The sequence below is a fragment of the Actinomycetospora callitridis genome, from assembly GCF_028737265.1.
GTDB classification, from domain to species: domain Bacteria; phylum Actinomycetota; class Actinomycetes; order Mycobacteriales; family Pseudonocardiaceae; genus Actinomycetospora; species Actinomycetospora callitridis.
Genome location: NZ_JAQZAK010000002.1, coordinates 1054634 through 1070559, shown reverse-complemented (window position 1 = coordinate 1070559; position 15926 = coordinate 1054634). Strand labels below are relative to the sequence as shown.

Genomic DNA, 15926 nt, shown 5'->3' with positions numbered 1-15926 from the left:
GGGAGATCGGCAAGGCCCCGTGCATGGCGGATCCGGAGGAGCTGGCGGAGTCGGTGTCGAAGGCGGCGTCGCGGGACGGACGCCGGGTGGCGATCGTCGAGTCGTTGACCGGGGGGCTGGTCTGCAGCGACCTCGCCGCGTCGCCCGGCTCGAGCGAGTGGTTCCGCGGCGGGGTCGTGGCGTACGACCGGACGACCAAGCACGGGGCGCTCGGCGTGCCCGACGGTCCGGTGGTGTCGGAGCCCGCGGTGCGGACGATGGCCGAGAAGGCCGCGGGGATGCTCGGCGCCGACCTGACGCTCGCGGTCAGCGGCGCGGGCGGGCCCGAGCCCCAGGACGACCAGCCCCCGGGCACCGTCTGGTTCGCGGTCGACGACCGGGGCGAGACCCAGGCGTGGGTCGAGCAGTTCGGGACCGACGACCCGCAGGAGGTCCTGCGGTGCACCCGCGAGCGCTCCCTCCAGGCACTGCTGGACCACCTCGGCACCTGATCCGAGGGATCATGGTGGCGTGGTCGAGCACGTCATCTGGGACTGGAACGGCACGTTGCTCGCCGACGTGCACGCCGTCGTCGACGCCACGGCGGTGAGCCTCGCGGTGATGGGCGTCGAGCCGGGCCTCGACCTGGAGCGGTACCGGTCGACGTTCCGGCGGCCGCTGCGGGACTTCTACACCGACCTCGTCGGACGTCCCGTCGACGACGCGGAGTGGGCGCGGGCCAACGCCGCGTTCGGGTCGCACTACCTGGGCGTCGAGCCCGGCCTGCCGCTGGCCGACGGCGCCACCGACGCGCTCGAGCGGTTCGCCGACGCCGGGCTCGGCCAGTCGGTGCTGAGCATGCTCGCCCACGACGAGCTCCACGCGACGCTCGGACGGCGCGGCCTGCACGACTGGTTCGCCCGCGTCGACGGCGACCACCACCACGACGGCCGCAGCAAGGCCGCGGCCCTGGCCGCCCACCTCGACGCGCTCGGCCTCGACCCGGCCCGGGTGGTGCTGGTCGGCGACACCCTCGACGACGCCGCGGCGACCGCCGCGGTCGGCAGCGCCTGCGTGCTCGTCGCCGAGCACTCCACCCACCACGAGGCCGACCTGCGCACCGTCGCCCCGGCCGTCGCGACGCTGCCCGAGGCGGTCGAGCACGTGCTGGCGATGCCCTGACCTGCCGATGCCCTGACCTGCCGATGCCCTGACCTGCCGATGCCCTGACCTGCCGATGCCCTGACCTACCGCGCCCGCCGCACCCGCCAGACGGTCACCGCGACCACCACCAGCGCCAGGACGACGAGCAGCAGCCCGTCGGGCACCCGGGCGCCGAGCCCGGCGACGGCGTCCTCGGCGCGGGCGGACGTCGCGGGGTCGGCACCGACCAGCCCGGCCGTGCCGTCGGCGACCAGGAAGAGGACGCCGATCCCGACGAACAGCAGCCCCGAGATCGTCGACGTGGTGTGCAGCCGCAGCGGGCCGACCCGGAACTCGCGACCGCGCAGCCAGCGGCGTCGTCCGAGGTCGAAGCGCACCCAGAGTGCGGCGAGCACGAACGCGGGCACGGTCATCCCCACCGCGTAGACCGCGAGCAGGGCCGCACCGCGCAGGGGCTGCCCGCTCGCCGCGGCGACCGTGAGCACCGCGCCGAGGATGGGTCCGGAGCAGAAGCCGGCCAGCCCGTAGACCGCGCCGAGCCCGGCCGTCGCCAGCCACGTGCCGCGGCGGGCGAGGCCCTGCTGGGCGCGCGCGGCGGGGGCGAACGCCCACCCGCCGCCGAGGATCTGGGCGACGCCGAGCGCGATGACCACGAGCCCGGCGACGAGCACGACGGTCGCGCGGTGCCCGGTGAGCAGCCCCGTCAGCGCCGACGAGCCCGCGCCGAGCGGCACGAGCACGACGAGCAGCCCGAGGGTGAACACGCCGGTGCGCGCGAGGAGCTCGGTACGTCCGGCGACGGCGTAGGCGAGGAACGAGGGCAGCAGCAGCGCGCTGCACGGGCTGAGCAGCGCGAGCACCCCGCCCACGAAGGCGGCGAGGTAGCCGATGTCGAGCACGTCAGCGGGCCCGGGCCAGCGCGTCGTCGAGAGCGGCGGTGAACGTCGCCAGCGGCTGCGCACCGAAGATCAGTCGGTCGCCGACGACGAAGCTCGGCACGCCGCCCACACCGAGCCGCGCGCCCAGCTCCTGGTCGGCGGTGACGGCATCGGCGATCGCCGGGTCGGCGGCGTCGCGGCGGAAGCGGTCGACGTCGAGTCCGAGTCCTGCGGCCGTCGCGGCCAGCGAGGCCTCGGTGACCGCACCCCGGTTCTCCGACGGTTGGTCGCGGTAGAGCGCGGCGTGGAACTCCCAGAAGCGGTCCTGGCGCGCGGCCGCCCGCGCCGCGCGGGCGGCGAGCACCGACTCGGGGCCGAGGTAGGCGAAGTCGTGCCACTCGATGCGCACCAGCCCGGCGTCGACGTACCGGCGGATCAGCTCGGGCTCGGTCGTCGTCGCGAAGAGCCGGCAGAAGGGGCACTGGAAGTCGCCCCACTCGGCCATGACGACCGGGGCGTCCGGGCGGCCGAGCGCGAGCGGGTCGCCGGCCTCCCGGCGCGGGACGTCGAGGCGGGCCTGCGCCCGCGGGGCGCGGGTGACCTCGCCGGGCCGGGACGTCGGCGGGGACGGCCCCGTCCCGAGCAGCAACGGCACGCCCAGCACGGCGAGCACGACGAGGGCGATCACGCCGCCGATCACGGCGCGACGGCGCGTGCCGGGCCCGGTGCTCATCGCCCGACCGTCCCACGGTGGGCACGTGGCCGCGCGCGCTGCGCCGTCCGTCGGCGTCCGCGCCGTATCCTCGGCGTGTGGCCCTGCCGTCCGAACCGTCCCCGGTGCCCGCCTACGAGCGGGTGGTGCTCGTCTACAACCCGGAGAGCACGGGCGACGGCCCCCAGCGCGCGGTGCGCGCGAGGTCCGAGCTGGCGGACGCCGCGCCGCACCTCGAGGTGGTCGCCGTCCCCACCGAGTACGCGGGGCACGCGCGGGTCATCGCCGAGCAGGAGGCCCGCGCGGGCCGGGCGCTCGTGGTGTCGGTCAGCGGCGACGGCGGCTACCACGAGGTCGTCGAGGGCGTCATGGCCGCGGGCGACGGCACCACCTCCGCGGCCGTCACGGCCGTGCACGCGGCCGGCAACGCCAACGACCACCGCCGCGCCACGCGCGAGCGCCCGCTGGTGGAGGCCATCGCCGCGGGCGACGTGCGGCGCCTCGACCTGATGCGCATCGAGATCGCCGGCGAGGACGGGCCGCGCTGGGCGCACTCCTACTTCGGTCTCGGGATCACGCCCACCGTCGCGCTCGAGATCGAGCGCGGGGGCAAGGGGTCGATCCGCGAGGTCATCACCACGCTCCGGGCGTTCTCCCGCTTCAAGCCCTTCGCGGTCGACGTCGAGGGGGAGGGGCCGCGGCGCTTCGACAGCCTCATCCTCGCCAACATCCCCGAGATGGCGAAGTACGCGACGCTCTCCGACGGCGACCCGGCCGACGGGCAGTTCGAGGTGATCACGCTGCCGCACCGGTCGCGGCTCCGGCTGCTGGCCTTCGCCGTGCGGGCGGCCGTGCGCGGGCTGGGGCCCCAGCCCCACACCGACCGGTTCGCGTTCACCACGCTCAAGCCGATGCCGGTGCAGGTCGACGGCGAGGTGCTCGACCTCCCCGCCGACCGTTCCGTCACCGTGACGATCGCGCCGGGAGCCCTGGCGACGGTCGTATGACCGGTCCGCTGGACGAGGCCGAGAGCGAGGCACGGGCGCGCGTCGTGGCGCTGACGGCCCAGCTCGCGGGCATCGTCGAGACGGCGTCGGCGAGCTCCGGCGACGACGAGCACGACCCCGAGGGCCAGACGATCGCCTACGAGCGGGCGCAGGCGGCCGCGCTGCTGGCGGGGGCGCGCCGCGACCTCGACGAGCTCGCCGCGGCCCGGGCGCGGGTGGCCGCCGGCACCTACGGGGTCTGCGAGCGCTGCGGACGCCCGATCGCCCCCGAGCGCCTCGAGGCCCGCCCCGCCGCGCGCACGTGCGTCACCTGTACGTGAGCGAAGTTCCCGGCCATAGCCGGGAACTTCGCTCACGGGTCAGGGGCGGCGGAACGGGACCGAGGGGTCGCGGACGGGGCGCTCGCCGGCGGCCGCGTCGAAGCGGGCGAGCGCGGACCGGGCGGGCTCTCGGTCGTCGCGCAGCCCCGGGGCCATCGCGTCGCGCACCGGCCCGAGCAGCAGCGTGCGGTCCTCGCGCACCGTCACGGTGAGCCGCAGGTGCGCGCGCATCCACTCCGTCAGCCGGTCCTCGTCGGCGCGCGGCAGGATCACCTCGGCGGCCCAGGTGGGCGCGAGCCCGAGGTCGTCGAGCAGCAGCCCGGCGAGCGTCTTGCGCAGCGTCGAGACGCCGGTCCGGTAGAGGTCCTGGCGGGTCACGCGGTTGCGCAGCATCGTCGCGTCACCGACCTCGAGCAGCACCCAGGCGTCGTCGACGGGGTGCGCCGGACCCGACACCGGAACGCCGGCGCCCCACCACGCCACGAGCCCGGGGTCCCGGCCGAGCGAGGCGACGGTCTCGTCGAGGGGTGCGAGCGGGGCCGACAGGGCGGCGACGGCGTCGGTGACGGTCACGTCCGCAGTGTGCGCGCCGGTCGCAGCGCCCCGGCCAGCAGCATCGCCGCCACCGCGGCGATCGGGACCAGCACGAGCCCCGCGCCGACCGAGACGCGGTCGGCGACGAGCCCGATCAGCGGCGGGAACGTCAGGAAGCCCAGGCGCGCGAGCCACCCGACCACGGCGATCCCGTCGCCGGGCCGCACCCCGGGGACGCGGCCCGCCGCCGCGAACCCGAGCGGGAAGAGCGTCGCCACGCCCAGCCCGGTGAGGGCGTAGCCGACGACGGCGGCGACGGGGTGCGCGATGAGCAGCGCCGTCGACATCGCCACCGCGGCCAGCGCCGCGCCCGCGCGCGCCACGGCCACCCCGCCGAAGCGGTCGACGACGCGGTCGCCGGCGAGGCGCCCGAGGGTCATGGCGATCTGGAACGCGACGAACGGCAGGCCGGCGACGAACGGGCCGCCGCCGAGGTCGTCGCGGACGTAGATCGCGCCCCACGACGCCGCCGAGTCCTCGATGCCGCCCGAGGCGACGAGCAGGGCGGCCAGCGCGAGCAGGGGTCCCGCGGCGACGACCACGGCGCGCCACGGGCCCTGGCGGGCGGCCCCGTCCTCGTGCTCGGCCTCCGGCTCCGGCCCGGGCAGCGCCCACCGCCAGGCGAGCACCGACACCCCGACCAGCACGACCGCCACGACCCCGAGGTGCACGAGCAGCGGGACCCCGAGCCCGGCCGCCGCCGCGCCGAGCAGGCCGGCACCGACCGCGGCCATGCTCCACACCGCGTGCAGACCGTTGACGATCGAGCGACCGTAGCCGGTCTGCACCCGCAGCCCGTGGGCGTTCATCGCGGCGTCCGCCCACGCGTCGGTCAGCCCCAGCACGAACAGCGCGGCGGCGAGCGCGAGCCAGGACGGCGCGAGCGCCACGGCGGGCAGCAGCACCGCGCCCGCCAGGCCCACCCCGGCGCCGGCACGGCCGCTGCCCACCCGCGCGATCAGCGGGCCCGCCAGCACCCCGAACAGGAGTGCCGCGGCGGGGAAGGCGGCGATCGCCGTGCCCAGCGCGGCGTTCGACAGGCCCAGGTCGTCGCGGATGTTCGGCAGCCGCGGGACGATGCTGTTGTAGGTCGCCCCGTTGACGACGAACATCCCGATGACCGCGACCCGCGCTCGGCGCAGGGACGTGGTCACCGGGGTCATGTCACGGGCTCCACGTCACCGACCGGCGGGCCACCTCGTAGGTCTGCGCGACCGCCAGGTCGGACAGCGGGTCCCCGAACGCGGTGAGCAGGCGCGGCAGTTGTCCGACGCGGGTCACGGTGACGCCACGGTGGCGTCCGTCGCCGGCGAGGATCGCGCCGACGACGGCGATGACGGGGTGCACCGCGGGCGGGTCCAGGGTCTCGGCGGCCCCCGCGGCGCGGGCGAGCGCGACCGACACGCGGTCGGCGGCCTCCGCGCCGATGCGGCGGTGCCGCTCCAGGTCCATCGAGGTGCCGGCGAGGTCGAGCTTGTTGTCCTCCACGACCACCCGGCCGCCGGGGATGTTGACGACCTCGATGACGAACAGGCCGGGCGGTCCGACGACGACGTGGTCGAGGACGACGTCGCCCTCGGCGAACGCCATCGGCACCCGGTGGAGGATCCGCCAGCGGGCGCCGCGCCCGCGCCGCAGGGCCGGCGGGCGCGTCAGCTTGCCCAGCGCCTCGGCCACGGCGTGCTGGCCGTCGGCCCGCAGGCGCAGCGGGCGGTCGGCGTCGGGTCCGCGCGTGGCCCGCGCCTGGGCGGCCTCGTCGAGCAGCCCGTGCCCGGGCCGGCGCAGGGCGAGGTCGTCGACGCCCGGGTCCCACCCGCCCTCCGGCGGCTCGACGCCCGCGCCGAGTGCGGGCGGGGGCTCGGGGGCCACCTCGCTCGGGCTGCCCATCGGCGGCATGTTGTTCTGCCAGAGCCAGGCGTTGGCCTCCTTGACGAAGGTCTCCCGGTACCCGGCGGGGACGTCGTGGGCGACGCGGCTGAACAGGTCGAGGTGCCCGAGCGGCAGGCCGTCGGCCGAGGTCACGTACAGCCGGTCGGCCCCGAGCCGGCGACGGCGGCGGGCCGGCATCAGCCGGCCTGCTCGGCGCGCACGAGCCAGCGCGAGATCCGGTCGTGCTCGCTGCCGGTGAGCCCGCGGATGCCGGCCACGACGGTGCGCTCGATGCCGCCGCCGAGCAGCGGGACGGCCGCGGTGATGTCGAGGTCGATCGAGAGCCGGGTGCCGTCGGCGCCCTGCGGGACGACGGCCATCGTGCCCGCCGCGGTGATCGGCGTGCCCGGGACCGCGACGTGCGCCCGGCCGTCGCAGCGCCGGGGCGTGAGGGTCCACTCCTCGGTGCGCTCGATCACCAGGATCCCCGAGAGCATCCGCTCGAGCACCGCGGGGACCTGGCCGGGCGGCACGGGCTGGCGCAGGACGACCCGCACGCGCCGCGCCCCCTCCCCGTCGCGGGCGTCGGCGTCACGGCGCTCGAACGCGATCACCTCGATGCGCCCGGAACCGTCGACGTCGAGCTTGACGCGGTGGAAGTCGGGCTCGGCGAGCGCGGCCGCGAAGGCGGGCACGCCGTGCGGGTAGTCGCGACTCAGCGCCAGCCGGGTGCTCACGTGGATCGACCCTAATCGTCAGCGGCCGTCCGTTCCCGGACACGGCGCGGACGGCCCCCGACCGGGCGGCCCCGGCGTCCACCGAGCGCCGGGACGCGCGGGCCGGCCGCAGCACCGTTCCCCCGGATGCCCCCGGCCCCACGTCGGTCGCCGCACCGCCCGTCGCGCGCCCGTCGCAGGCGGTCCACGGAGCGGTCGGCGAGCAACGGCGCACCCCGTGCGGTCAGCGGCGATTGCAGATGCTGCACGCGTTAACCGTGATGTTGACCACAAGGTCCGCGACCGCGTTCAGTGGCCATCGCAGGACGGCGAGCGAGCGGCCGGTCGGAGCAAGGTCCACCGACGACGGGAGGGAGCGACCATGACGGAACCGCGCCCTGCCCGCGGTGTCGGTGGGGGCCGCTCCCTCAAGACCGCCGCCGAGGCGCTGTCCGCCCTCCGGATCCTCGGTGCCTCGCCCGAGGGGATCACGCCGGAGGCCCTGGCCGCGGAGCTCGGCAAGAGCACCGCGACGGCGCGGTACCTGCTCAACACCCTCTGCCAGGAGGGCTACGCGGTGCGGGACAAGCAGTCCGGCACCGTCCGCCTCCACGAGTCCCCGCCGTGGGGCGAGGCGTGGGGCGACCCCGCTCCCCGCGACGACCTGACGCGCTACGAGCTGCCCGAGCGGCTCTCCGACGCGGTCACCGAGCTCTACTGGCGCACCCGCCAGCGCACCTACCTGGCCCGCTGGGAGGACGACGACGCGACGGTGATCGTCGACGCCCGCGGCCACCAGGGCCTCGCCCGCATCCCGGACCTCACCGAGCGCATCCCGCTCGCGTCGGCCCACGCGCTCGCCGTGACGAAGGCCCTCGTCGCCTCCTCCGGCGCCCGCGCCGATCGTCTGCGCGAGCAGCGGGACCTCACGTCCTTCACGGGCACCACGATCACGAGCACCCCGGCCATCGAGCTGGAGCTCGCCCGGGTCCGCCGCCGCGGCTACGCGGTGGACCGCGAGGAGTACGCCGAGGGCTTCTGCTGCATCGGCGCCCCCATCTTCGATCCCGAGGGCCGGGTCGCCGCGAGCATCGCGATCTCCACCCCGGCGCGCCGCTTCGAGACCCACGGTGACGAGCTCACCGGCGCGGTCCGCGATGTCGCCACCACCGCCACCCGATCCTGGCTCGAGGCCGACACCGACCTCCCGCCACCTCGGCCCGCCGATCCCGTCCCCGGGGGGCACTGACCCCTCTCGCACGCGCGACCGGACACGACGCCGGCCGTGCCGTCGCCCCTCACCAGGGGGTGCCGGCCACCACCACGGACCACGGCTGCGGAACCCCGTAGGCCGAGCTGGAACTCCACAAGGAGAAGAGATGAGCCGTCAGAGTTTGGCGAAGGCTCACCAGAAGATCCAGGAACTTTCCTGGGAGCCGCAGTACCACGAGCCGTACATGAAGTACGGGACGGACTACACGTTCCGTAAGGCGGCCAAGAAGGACCCGCTCAAGCAGGTCCTCCGGTCCTACTTCCCCATGCAGGAGGAGAAGGACAACCGCGTCTACGGCGCGTCCGACGGTGCGATCCGCGGGAACATGTTCCGCCAGGTCCAGGAGCGTTGGCTGGAGTGGCAGAAGCTGTTCCTCTCGATCATCCCACTGCCGGAGATCTCGGCCGCACGGTCGATGCCGATGCTGTTCCAGGCGGTTCCGAACCCGGAACTGCACAACGGCCAGGCGATCCAGATGATCGACGAGGTTCGGCACAGCACGATCCAGCAGAACCTCAAGCGCCTGTACATGAACAACTACATCGACCCGGCGGGCTTCAACAACACCCTCCGGAACTTCCACTCGGACTACTGCGGCACCATCGGCCGTCAGTTCGCCGAGGGGTTCATCACCGGTGACGCGATCACCGCGGCCAGCATCTACCTGACGATCGTCGCCGAGACGGCCTTCACGAACACCCTGTTCGTGGCCATGCCGGCCGAGGCGGCGGCGAACGGTGACTACCTGCTGCCGACGGTGTTCCACTCGGTGCAGTCGGACGAGTCGCGGCACATCTCCAACGGCTACGCCACGCTCCTCATGGCGCTGTCCGACGAGGACAACCGCCAGCTGCTCGAGCGCGACCTGCGCTACGCGTGGTGGAACAACCACCGCGTGGTGGACGCCGCCATCGGCACGTTCATCGAGTACGGCACGAAGGACCGCCGCAAGGACCGTGAGTCCTACGCGGAGATGTGGCGTCGCTGGATCTACGACGACTACTACCGGGCCTACCTGCTGCCGCTCGAGAAGTACGGCCTGGTGATCCCCCACGACCTCATCGAGGAGTCGTGGAACCAGATCTGGAACAAGGGCTACGTGCACGAGGTGGCCCAGTTCTTCGCCACCGGGTGGCTCGCGAACTACTGGCGCATCGACGGCATGACCGACGACGACTTCGAGTGGTTCGAGTACAAGTACCCGGGTTGGTACGACAAGTACGGCAAGTGGTGGGAGAACTACAACCGCCTGTCCCGGCCGAACGGGCACCACCCGATCGTCGCCGAGGACGTCGACTACGTGTACCCGCACCGCTGCTGGACCTGCATGGTCCCGTGTCTGGTGCGCGAGGACATGGTCGTCGACAAGGTGGACGGCCAGTGGCGGACGTACTGCCACGAGGCCTGCCGCTGGACCGACGCCGAGGCCTTCCGGCCCACGTACCAGGGTCGCGAGACCCCGAACATGGGCAAGCTCGTGGGTCACCGCGAGTGGGAGACGCTCTACCACGGCTGGAACTGGGCCGACGTCGTCGAGGACATGGGCTTCGTCCGCGACGACGGCAAGACCCTCACGGCACAGCCGCACCTGGACCTCGACCCGAAGAAGATGTGGACCACGGACCACCTTCGTCGGATGGGCCCGGTCGCGAGCCCGAACGTCATCCTCAACGAGATGAGCGATGCGGACCGCGAGGCGTTCGTGGCGGACTACAACCGTCAGGGTCCCGCCGGCCGCCCGGCCGACGCGACCAGCTGACGCCGGTGGTCCGACGCGTGTGCACGACGCAGTAGCACGGTGAGGTGACAGGGAGGGCCGGGGGAACCCGGCCCTCCCTCGATCCCTCACGCCCTCGTCCGGCCGCGACCGACCGTTTCGTCCGGATATCGGCATCTGACTCCCGAACGGAGAGGCCATCGATGGGTGACAAGCACCTGGTGCGTTTCGAGCCGGTGGGCATCGAGATCGAGGTCGACGAGGACCAGACGATCCTGCGGGCCGCTTCCGAGCAGGGCCTCCAGCTGATGCACGGCTGCAAGGAAGGCCAGTGCGCCGCCTGCAAGTCCTTCGTCCTCGAGGGCGACATCGACGACATCGACCTCGACAAGTACTCCACCTTCGCCCTGCCCGACATGGAGCGCGAGGAGGGCCAGACACTCCTCTGCCGCGCCCACGCCTACAACGACCTCGTGATCGAGCTCCTCAACTACGACGAGGAGATCATCCGGTCGGGGTTGCCGCTGCGGAAGGGCACCGTCGAGGTGCTGGCGAACGACGCCGTCACCCACGACATGCGCCACCTGGTGGTCAAGCAGATCGCCGGCGAGGACATCAAGTTCTTCCCCGGCCAGTACATGGACCTGACCGTCCCCGACACCGGGGAGGTCCGGTCGTTCTCGATGGCGAACCTCCCGAACCGCGAAGGCGTGTTCGAGTTCGTCATCAAGATCTACCCCGACGGGGCGTTCTCGCAGTTCCTGGAGCACAAGGTGTCGATCGGCGACCGCCTCGAGGTCGAGGCGCCGTTCGGCACGTGCACCCTCCGCGAGAACCGGACGTCGGACATCGTCTTCATCGGCGGCGGCGCCGGCATGGCTCCCATGCTGGGCCTCTTGCGTGCCCTCGCGGAGAAGGACGGCGACCGCAAGGCACGCCTCTACTACGGCGCCCGCACGAAGGGCGACCTGTGCTTCGAGGACGAACTGCGTGCCCTCGAGGAGAAGATTCCGGGATTCAAGTACGTCCCTGCCCTGTCCCACCACGACGGTGACGACTGGGACGGGGCGACGGGCCTGATCACGGAGGTGGTGCGGGACGGCGAACCGAACCTCGAAGGCATGGACGCCTATGTGTGCGGACCGCCGCCGATGGTCGACGCGGCGATCGCACTTCTGACGCAGCGCGGCATGGACACCCGGAACATCTTCTACGACAAGTTCACCACCACTGGAGAGCCGGAGGACGAGGGCACCTCATGACCAGCACCGAAGAACGTCCGGAGCGGAGCGTTCCGAAGCCCGTCTTCACCGACGCGGAAGCGGGCGCCAAGGAGTTCCCCGACTCGGGGCCCTCGGCCCGGCGCTACAACTACTTCAAGCCGGCGAAGCGCAAGCAGACCCACTACGAGGACGTCACCGTCGAGGTCCAGCCGGACCCGCGGCACTACCTCTCCCAGGGCTGGATCTACGGCTTCGCCGACGGATCGGCCGGCTACCCGCTGACCTGGACGAAGCTCAAGGCGTGGGGTGTCGACGACCCCGAGCCCGAGCGCGGCCCCGGTTCCGGCGGGCGCCACGTGGCCGACTGGCCGGCCCACGGCTGGCACGAGTTCCGTGATCCCAACGAGGAGTGGGAACTCACGATGTACCGGTACAACGCCAACGTTGTCCGGCAGGTGACCCAGAACGTCGAGAACGCGCGCCAGAGCAAGGCGTTCGAGCAGTGGACCCCGAACTGGGTGCGCTTCGTCGAGCGCAACGTCGGCGCCTGGATGCACATCGAGCACATCCTCGGCCTGTACGTCTTCGCCGCCTGCAACCGCAGCGGGCCGACGAACATGCACAACACGGTCATGGCCGTGAACAGCGAGCACAAGATCCGCTTCGCCCAGGACCTCGCGCTGTACAACCTCACCCTCACCGAGGAGATCGAGGGCTTCGACGGGGCCGCGCACATCGAGGCGTGGAACTCCGACCCGGAGTGGCAGGGCGTCCGTCGGGTCGTCGAGGCGCTGACGGCGGTGGACAACGACTGGGGCGAGATGATCTTCGCCACCAACATCGTGTTCGAGTCGCTGCTCGGCGAGCTCTTCCGGTCCGGCCTGGTCATGCAGTCGGCGGCCGGCAACGGCGACTACGTGACGCCGACGGTCATGGGCTCCGGCGAGTACGACTACGCCCAGCGCGACCTGCGCTGGACCGTGGCCGCGTTCGCCCCCCTGACCCAGGACCGCGAGTTCGCGGACCACAACAAGGAGATCTTCAACGGCTGGCTGGCGCACTGGGTGCCGCTGGCGATCGAGGCGGCCCGCACGATGCAGCCGCTCTGGTCGCAGCCCGACGCGAAGCCTCCGCGATTCGAGGACAGCCTCGACCGGGCCAAGAACCGATTCGCCGGGATCCTCACCGATCTCGGGCTCGAGACCCCGAAGGAGCTGAACCAGTGACGAAGAGCTTCAAGACGGCCGAGAGTCCGTTCAAGCAGGACAACACCGAGTCCGGCATGGCCGGGGTGACCCTGATGAACAACCAGGTCGGCGTCGTGGTGGCGGAGGTGATGGACCGCCAGGAGAACGTGACGGTCAAGCACCTCCCCTCGATGATCCGTGTCGACTGCGTGGGTCGCATGGACTTCGTGTACGCGGACATCTCCGAGGCGCTCGGGGAGGACCCCGACTTCTACAACGCCGCCGAGTTCGAGGAGAACATGTCGACCCACTACGGGAAGATGATCCACATGGATGACCGGACGATCATGTTCGGGAATCTCGAGGAGGCGGCCGAGTTCATCGGCGACATGTTGCCCCCGGTGGTGAACCAGAAGTAGCACCGCGGCCCCGGGTCGTCGCACGCTCGCACGGGGCGGGCGTGCGACGGCCCGGTGGCCGTTCCACCGCAGCACCCGATGACTCCCCGTTCGCGCCCCTGAGCACCGGAGAAGTGAGGACATGGCCAAGGAACTGCGATTCGGCGCCGACGCGCGCAGGGCTCTCCAGGCTGGAGTGGACCAGCTCGCCGAGGCGGTCAAATCCACGCTGGGGCCCAAGGGGCGCAACGTCATCCTCGAGAAGATCACCGGTACGCCGGAGGTCACCAACGACGGTGTGACGATCGCGCGGGAGATCTACCTGCGCGACCAGTTCGAGAACATGGGCGCCCAGGTGCTCAAGGAAGCCGCCGTCAAGACGAACGACGTGGTCGGTGACGGCACCACGACCTCGACCGTGCTCGCCCAGGCGATCGTCCGCGAGGGCCTCAAGGCCATCGGCCAGGGCGGCAACCCGGTGCTCGTGAAGCGCGGGATCGACGCCGCGGTGGCGCGTGTGGTCGCGCACCTCGCCTCGGTCGCGCACCCGGTGAACGACGTCGAGGCGCTGTCCCGGGTCGCCGCGATCTCGGCCAACGACGACGACGCGATCGGCCGCGTGGTGGCGGAGACCCTGCACACCGTGGGCGACGACGGCGTCATCACCGTCGACGACGGGCCGATGATCGGCCTGAACGTGAACTTCGTCGAGGACTTCGAGTTCGACAACGGCTACGTCTCGCCGTACCTGGTCACCGACCCGGGCTCGATGCTCGCGGTGCTCGACGACCCGTACATCCTCTTCTCCGCCGAGAAGATCTCCGACGTCCGCACGCTCATGCCGATGCTCGAGCGGATCATGCGGAACCCCGCGCCGCTCGTGATCATCGCCGAGAAGGTCGACGGCTCCGCGCTCCAGATGCTCGTCCACAACCATGTGAACGGGCACCTCAAGACCACCGCCATCCAGGCCCCGGGCTTCGGCGAGAAGCGCGTGCACCTCCTCGAGGACATGGCCGCGCTCTGCGGCGGCCAGGTGTTCTCCCGGGCCTCGGCGTTCTCCATCGAGCAGATGGGCGTCGAGCACCTCGGCCGGGCGCGGCAGGTCCGCGCGACGAGCGACCAGACGGCGATCATCGGTGGCGGCGGCGACCCCGCGGCCCGCGAGGTGCGCCTGTCCCAGCTGCGCGCCGAGATGGATCGCACGACGATCGGCACCGACGAGGACTGGTTCTCCGAGCGCATCGCCCGGCTCTCCGGCAAGGCCGCGATCCTGCAGGTCGGGGCCCCGACGAACGCGGAGCTCAAGGAGGTCCGCCACCGCGTCGACGACTCCCTGCAGGCCACGCGCGCCGCGATGGCCGAGGGCATCGTGGCCGGCGGCGGCGCGGCACTGCTGCACGCCGAGGGGGCGCTGGACAACCTCGAGGGGCTGACCGGCGACGGCCGCATCGGCGCCGAGATCGTGCGCGCCGCGCTCTCCGAGCCGGCCAACCTCATCGCCACGAACGCCGGCTACGAAGGCGCCGACGTCGTCAAGCAGGCCCGCGACCTGGGCGTCGACGAGGGCTTCGACGCCCTCGAGGGCCGCTTCGGCAACATGCTCGAGCTGGGCATCATCGACCCGCTGCGGGTCGTGCGGTCGGCGCTGCAGAACGGCGCCTCGGTCGCGGGTCTCATCCTCACCACGAACTCCCTGGTGGCCGAGGAACAGACCCCCTGGAACAAGTCACTCATGACAGAGTTCGGCCAGCTCGACGAGGGCCTGCCCCAGCCGCCGCCGGACTCCAGCACCCCGCAGTCGCTGGGCCTCGGCCCGTCGATGGGCTGACTCGTTATCACTGCCGAGAGGAGACAGTCGTGAAGGCCGTGCGGGTGCACGAGTACAAGAAGGACCCGTCGATCGACGACATCCCGGAGCCCAAGCTCCAGGGGCCGCTCGACGTCATCGTGAAGATCGGCGGCGCGGGCGTCTGCCGCACCGACCTCCACATCGTGAACGGGGACTGGGAGGCGATCCAGAACCCGTCGCTGCCCTACGTGATCGGCCACGAGAACGCCGGGTGGGTGCACGAGGTCGGCGACGCCGTCACCAACGTCAAGGTCGGCGACACGGTCATCCTCCACCCGCAGCCGTCCTGCGGGCTGTGCCTCGCCTGCCGGGCGGGCCGGGACATGCAGTGCACCGGGGACGCGTTCTTCCCGGGCCTGTCGAACAACGACGGCGGCATGGCCGAGTACCTGCGGACCACCGCCCGGGCCTGCGTGAAGCTGAACCCGGACACCAACCCGGCCGACGTGGCCGCGCTGGCCGACGCCGGGATCACCGCGTACCACGCGGTGCGCAAGGCCGTGCCGCTGCTCTACCCGGGCACCACGGCCGTCGTGATCGGGGCCGGCGGCCTCGGCCACATCGCCGTCCAGGCGCTCGCCGCGCTCACCGCCACGAAGATCATCGTGGTGGACAAGAACCCGGACGCCCTGAAGCTCGCCTCCCAGATCGGCGCCGACGAGACGGTCGTGGCCGACGGCAACCAGGTCGGCGAGGTGCAGGAGCTCACCGGCGGCGGCGCCACCGTCGTCTTCGACTTCGTCGCCGAACAGGGCGTCGAGCTCGAGGCCTGGCAGATGACCGGGCCGGCGGGCTACCAGTTCGTCCTCGGGTACGGGGGACAGTTCCAGGCCCCGACGCTCGATTTCGTCGCGGGCGAGAAGAACGTGATCGGCAACATCGTCGGGACGTACAACGACCTCACCGAACTGATGGTCCTGGCCCAGGCCGGAAAGGTCACGCTGCACACCGTGCAGTACTCGCTCGACTCGGCGCTGGACGCTCTGCACGACCTGGACGCGGGGAAGGTCCGCGGCCGGGCGATCCTGGTCCCGTAG

17 protein-coding genes are annotated in these 15926 nt (G+C 72.4%); 11 read left to right on the top strand and 6 right to left on the bottom strand.

Translation table 11 applies throughout. The annotated features are described in order from the left end of the window. Positions 1 to 23 precede the first annotated feature (23 nt). Together PH191_RS11110 and PH191_RS11105 are read left to right on the top strand one after the other, a co-directional pair. Positions 24 to 491 carry a CinA family protein gene (locus PH191_RS11110; RefSeq protein ID WP_274194621.1) on the top strand — a complete coding sequence of 156 codons (468 nt, stop codon included), beginning with the start codon at positions 24 to 26 and terminating at the stop codon, positions 489 to 491. 19 nt (positions 492 to 510) lie between these two features. Further along, positions 511 to 1161, top strand: coding sequence for an HAD family hydrolase (locus tag PH191_RS11105; RefSeq protein ID WP_274194620.1), 651 nt, complete (start codon positions 511 to 513; stop codon positions 1159 to 1161). 65 nt (positions 1162 to 1226) lie between these two features. Here the strand turns inward: PH191_RS11105 and PH191_RS11100 are convergent, their stop codons facing one another. After that, positions 1227 to 2042 (bottom strand): cytochrome c biogenesis CcdA family protein, encoded by an 816-nt coding sequence (locus PH191_RS11100; RefSeq protein ID WP_274194619.1) that lies wholly within the window; start codon positions 2040 to 2042, stop codon positions 1227 to 1229. A 1-nt stretch (position 2043) separates the two neighbouring features. Beyond that, positions 2044 to 2754: a DsbA family protein gene (locus PH191_RS11095; protein WP_274194618.1), complete on the bottom strand. Its 711-nt coding sequence runs from the start codon at positions 2752 to 2754 to the stop codon at positions 2044 to 2046. A gap of 77 nt (positions 2755 to 2831) precedes the next feature. Here PH191_RS11095 and PH191_RS11090 point away from each other — a divergent pair, with 77 nt between their 5' ends. Together PH191_RS11090 and PH191_RS11085 are read left to right on the top strand one after the other, a co-directional pair. Beyond that, positions 2832 to 3740, top strand: coding sequence for a diacylglycerol/lipid kinase family protein (locus PH191_RS11090; protein WP_274194617.1), 909 nt, complete (start codon positions 2832 to 2834; stop codon positions 3738 to 3740). Further along, positions 3737 to 4060, top strand: a complete 324-nt coding sequence (locus PH191_RS11085; protein ID WP_274194616.1) for a TraR/DksA C4-type zinc finger protein — start codon at positions 3737 to 3739, stop codon at positions 4058 to 4060. The genes PH191_RS11090 and PH191_RS11085 overlap by 4 nt, the downstream gene beginning before the upstream one ends. 39 nt (positions 4061 to 4099) lie before the next feature. On the opposite strand, the gene PH191_RS11080 is transcribed toward PH191_RS11085, so the two are convergent. The 4 genes from PH191_RS11080 to PH191_RS11065 are packed head-to-tail and all read right to left on the bottom strand — an operon-like array spanning position 4100 to position 7260. Further along, positions 4100 to 4633 (bottom strand): GIY-YIG nuclease family protein, encoded by a 534-nt coding sequence (locus tag PH191_RS11080; RefSeq protein ID WP_274194615.1) that lies wholly within the window; start codon positions 4631 to 4633, stop codon positions 4100 to 4102. Beyond that, on the bottom strand, positions 4630 to 5817 hold the full coding sequence (locus PH191_RS11075) for an MFS transporter (protein WP_274194614.1): 1188 nt from the start codon (positions 5815 to 5817) through the stop codon (positions 4630 to 4632). Before PH191_RS11075 ends, PH191_RS11080 begins: the two co-directional genes overlap by 4 nt. Before the next feature lies 1 nt (position 5818). Next, positions 5819 to 6721, bottom strand: coding sequence for a nuclease-related domain-containing protein (locus tag PH191_RS11070; RefSeq protein WP_274194613.1), 903 nt, complete (start codon positions 6719 to 6721; stop codon positions 5819 to 5821). Beyond that, complete coding sequence (locus tag PH191_RS11065) at positions 6721 to 7260, bottom strand: DUF2505 domain-containing protein (protein WP_274194612.1); 540 nt, start codon at positions 7258 to 7260, stop codon at positions 6721 to 6723. The genes PH191_RS11070 and PH191_RS11065 overlap by 1 nt, the downstream gene beginning before the upstream one ends. Positions 7261 to 7621: 361 nt before the next feature. On the opposite strand from PH191_RS11065, the gene PH191_RS11060 reads away from it, so the two are divergent. The 7 genes from PH191_RS11060 (at position 7622) to PH191_RS11030 (ending at position 15926) form a co-directional block, all read left to right on the top strand. Beyond that, positions 7622 to 8488, top strand: a complete 867-nt coding sequence (locus PH191_RS11060) for an IclR family transcriptional regulator (RefSeq protein ID WP_274194611.1) — start codon at positions 7622 to 7624, stop codon at positions 8486 to 8488. 130 nt (positions 8489 to 8618) lie between these two features. Then, positions 8619 to 10271: a ferritin family protein gene (locus tag PH191_RS11055; protein ID WP_274194610.1), complete on the top strand. Its 1653-nt coding sequence runs from the start codon at positions 8619 to 8621 to the stop codon at positions 10269 to 10271. Positions 10272 to 10432: 161 nt separating this feature from the next. Then, positions 10433 to 11491: an NADH:ubiquinone reductase (Na(+)-transporting) subunit F gene (locus PH191_RS11050; RefSeq protein WP_274194609.1), complete on the top strand. Its 1059-nt coding sequence runs from the start codon at positions 10433 to 10435 to the stop codon at positions 11489 to 11491. Further along, entirely contained in the window at positions 11488 to 12678 is a 1191-nt protein-coding gene (locus PH191_RS11045; RefSeq protein WP_274194608.1) for a ferritin family protein, read from the top strand. Before PH191_RS11050 ends, PH191_RS11045 begins: the two co-directional genes overlap by 4 nt. A gap of 56 nt (positions 12679 to 12734) precedes the next feature. After that, a complete protein-coding gene (locus PH191_RS11040; RefSeq protein WP_274194724.1) occupies positions 12735 to 13058 on the top strand; it encodes an MmoB/DmpM family protein in 324 nt (107 codons plus the stop codon). Between the two features lie 121 nt (positions 13059 to 13179). Continuing rightward, positions 13180 to 14868: a chaperonin GroEL gene (groL, locus tag PH191_RS11035; protein WP_274194607.1), complete on the top strand. Its 1689-nt coding sequence runs from the start codon at positions 13180 to 13182 to the stop codon at positions 14866 to 14868. A gap of 29 nt (positions 14869 to 14897) precedes the next feature. After that, entirely contained in the window at positions 14898 to 15926 is a 1029-nt protein-coding gene (locus tag PH191_RS11030) for an NAD(P)-dependent alcohol dehydrogenase (RefSeq protein ID WP_274194606.1), read from the top strand.

Bases quoted from the DNA above. Each gene is read 5' to 3' on its own strand.
- PH191_RS11050 (WP_274194609.1), top strand. From the start codon at position 10,433: ATGGGTGACAAGCACCTGGTGCGTTTCGAGCCGGTGGGCATCGAGATC.
- groL (WP_274194607.1), top strand. From the start codon at position 13,180: ATGGCCAAGGAACTGCGATTCGGCGCCGACGCGCGCAGGGCTCTCCAG.
- PH191_RS11085 (WP_274194616.1), top strand. From the start codon at position 3,737: ATGACCGGTCCGCTGGACGAGGCCGAGAGCGAGGCACGGGCGCGCGTC.
- PH191_RS11045 (WP_274194608.1), top strand. From the start codon at position 11,488: ATGACCAGCACCGAAGAACGTCCGGAGCGGAGCGTTCCGAAGCCCGTC.
- PH191_RS11110 (WP_274194621.1), top strand. From the start codon at position 24: ATGGCGGATCCGGAGGAGCTGGCGGAGTCGGTGTCGAAGGCGGCGTCG.
- PH191_RS11070 (WP_274194613.1), bottom strand. From the start codon at position 6,721: ATGCCGGCCCGCCGCCGTCGCCGGCTCGGGGCCGACCGGCTGTACGTG.
- PH191_RS11095 (WP_274194618.1), bottom strand. From the start codon at position 2,754: ATGAGCACCGGGCCCGGCACGCGCCGTCGCGCCGTGATCGGCGGCGTG.
- PH191_RS11040 (WP_274194724.1), top strand. From the start codon at position 12,735: ATGGCCGGGGTGACCCTGATGAACAACCAGGTCGGCGTCGTGGTGGCG.
- PH191_RS11055 (WP_274194610.1), top strand. From the start codon at position 8,619: ATGAGCCGTCAGAGTTTGGCGAAGGCTCACCAGAAGATCCAGGAACTT.
- PH191_RS11075 (WP_274194614.1), bottom strand. From the start codon at position 5,817: ATGACCCCGGTGACCACGTCCCTGCGCCGAGCGCGGGTCGCGGTCATC.
- PH191_RS11060 (WP_274194611.1), top strand. From the start codon at position 7,622: ATGACGGAACCGCGCCCTGCCCGCGGTGTCGGTGGGGGCCGCTCCCTC.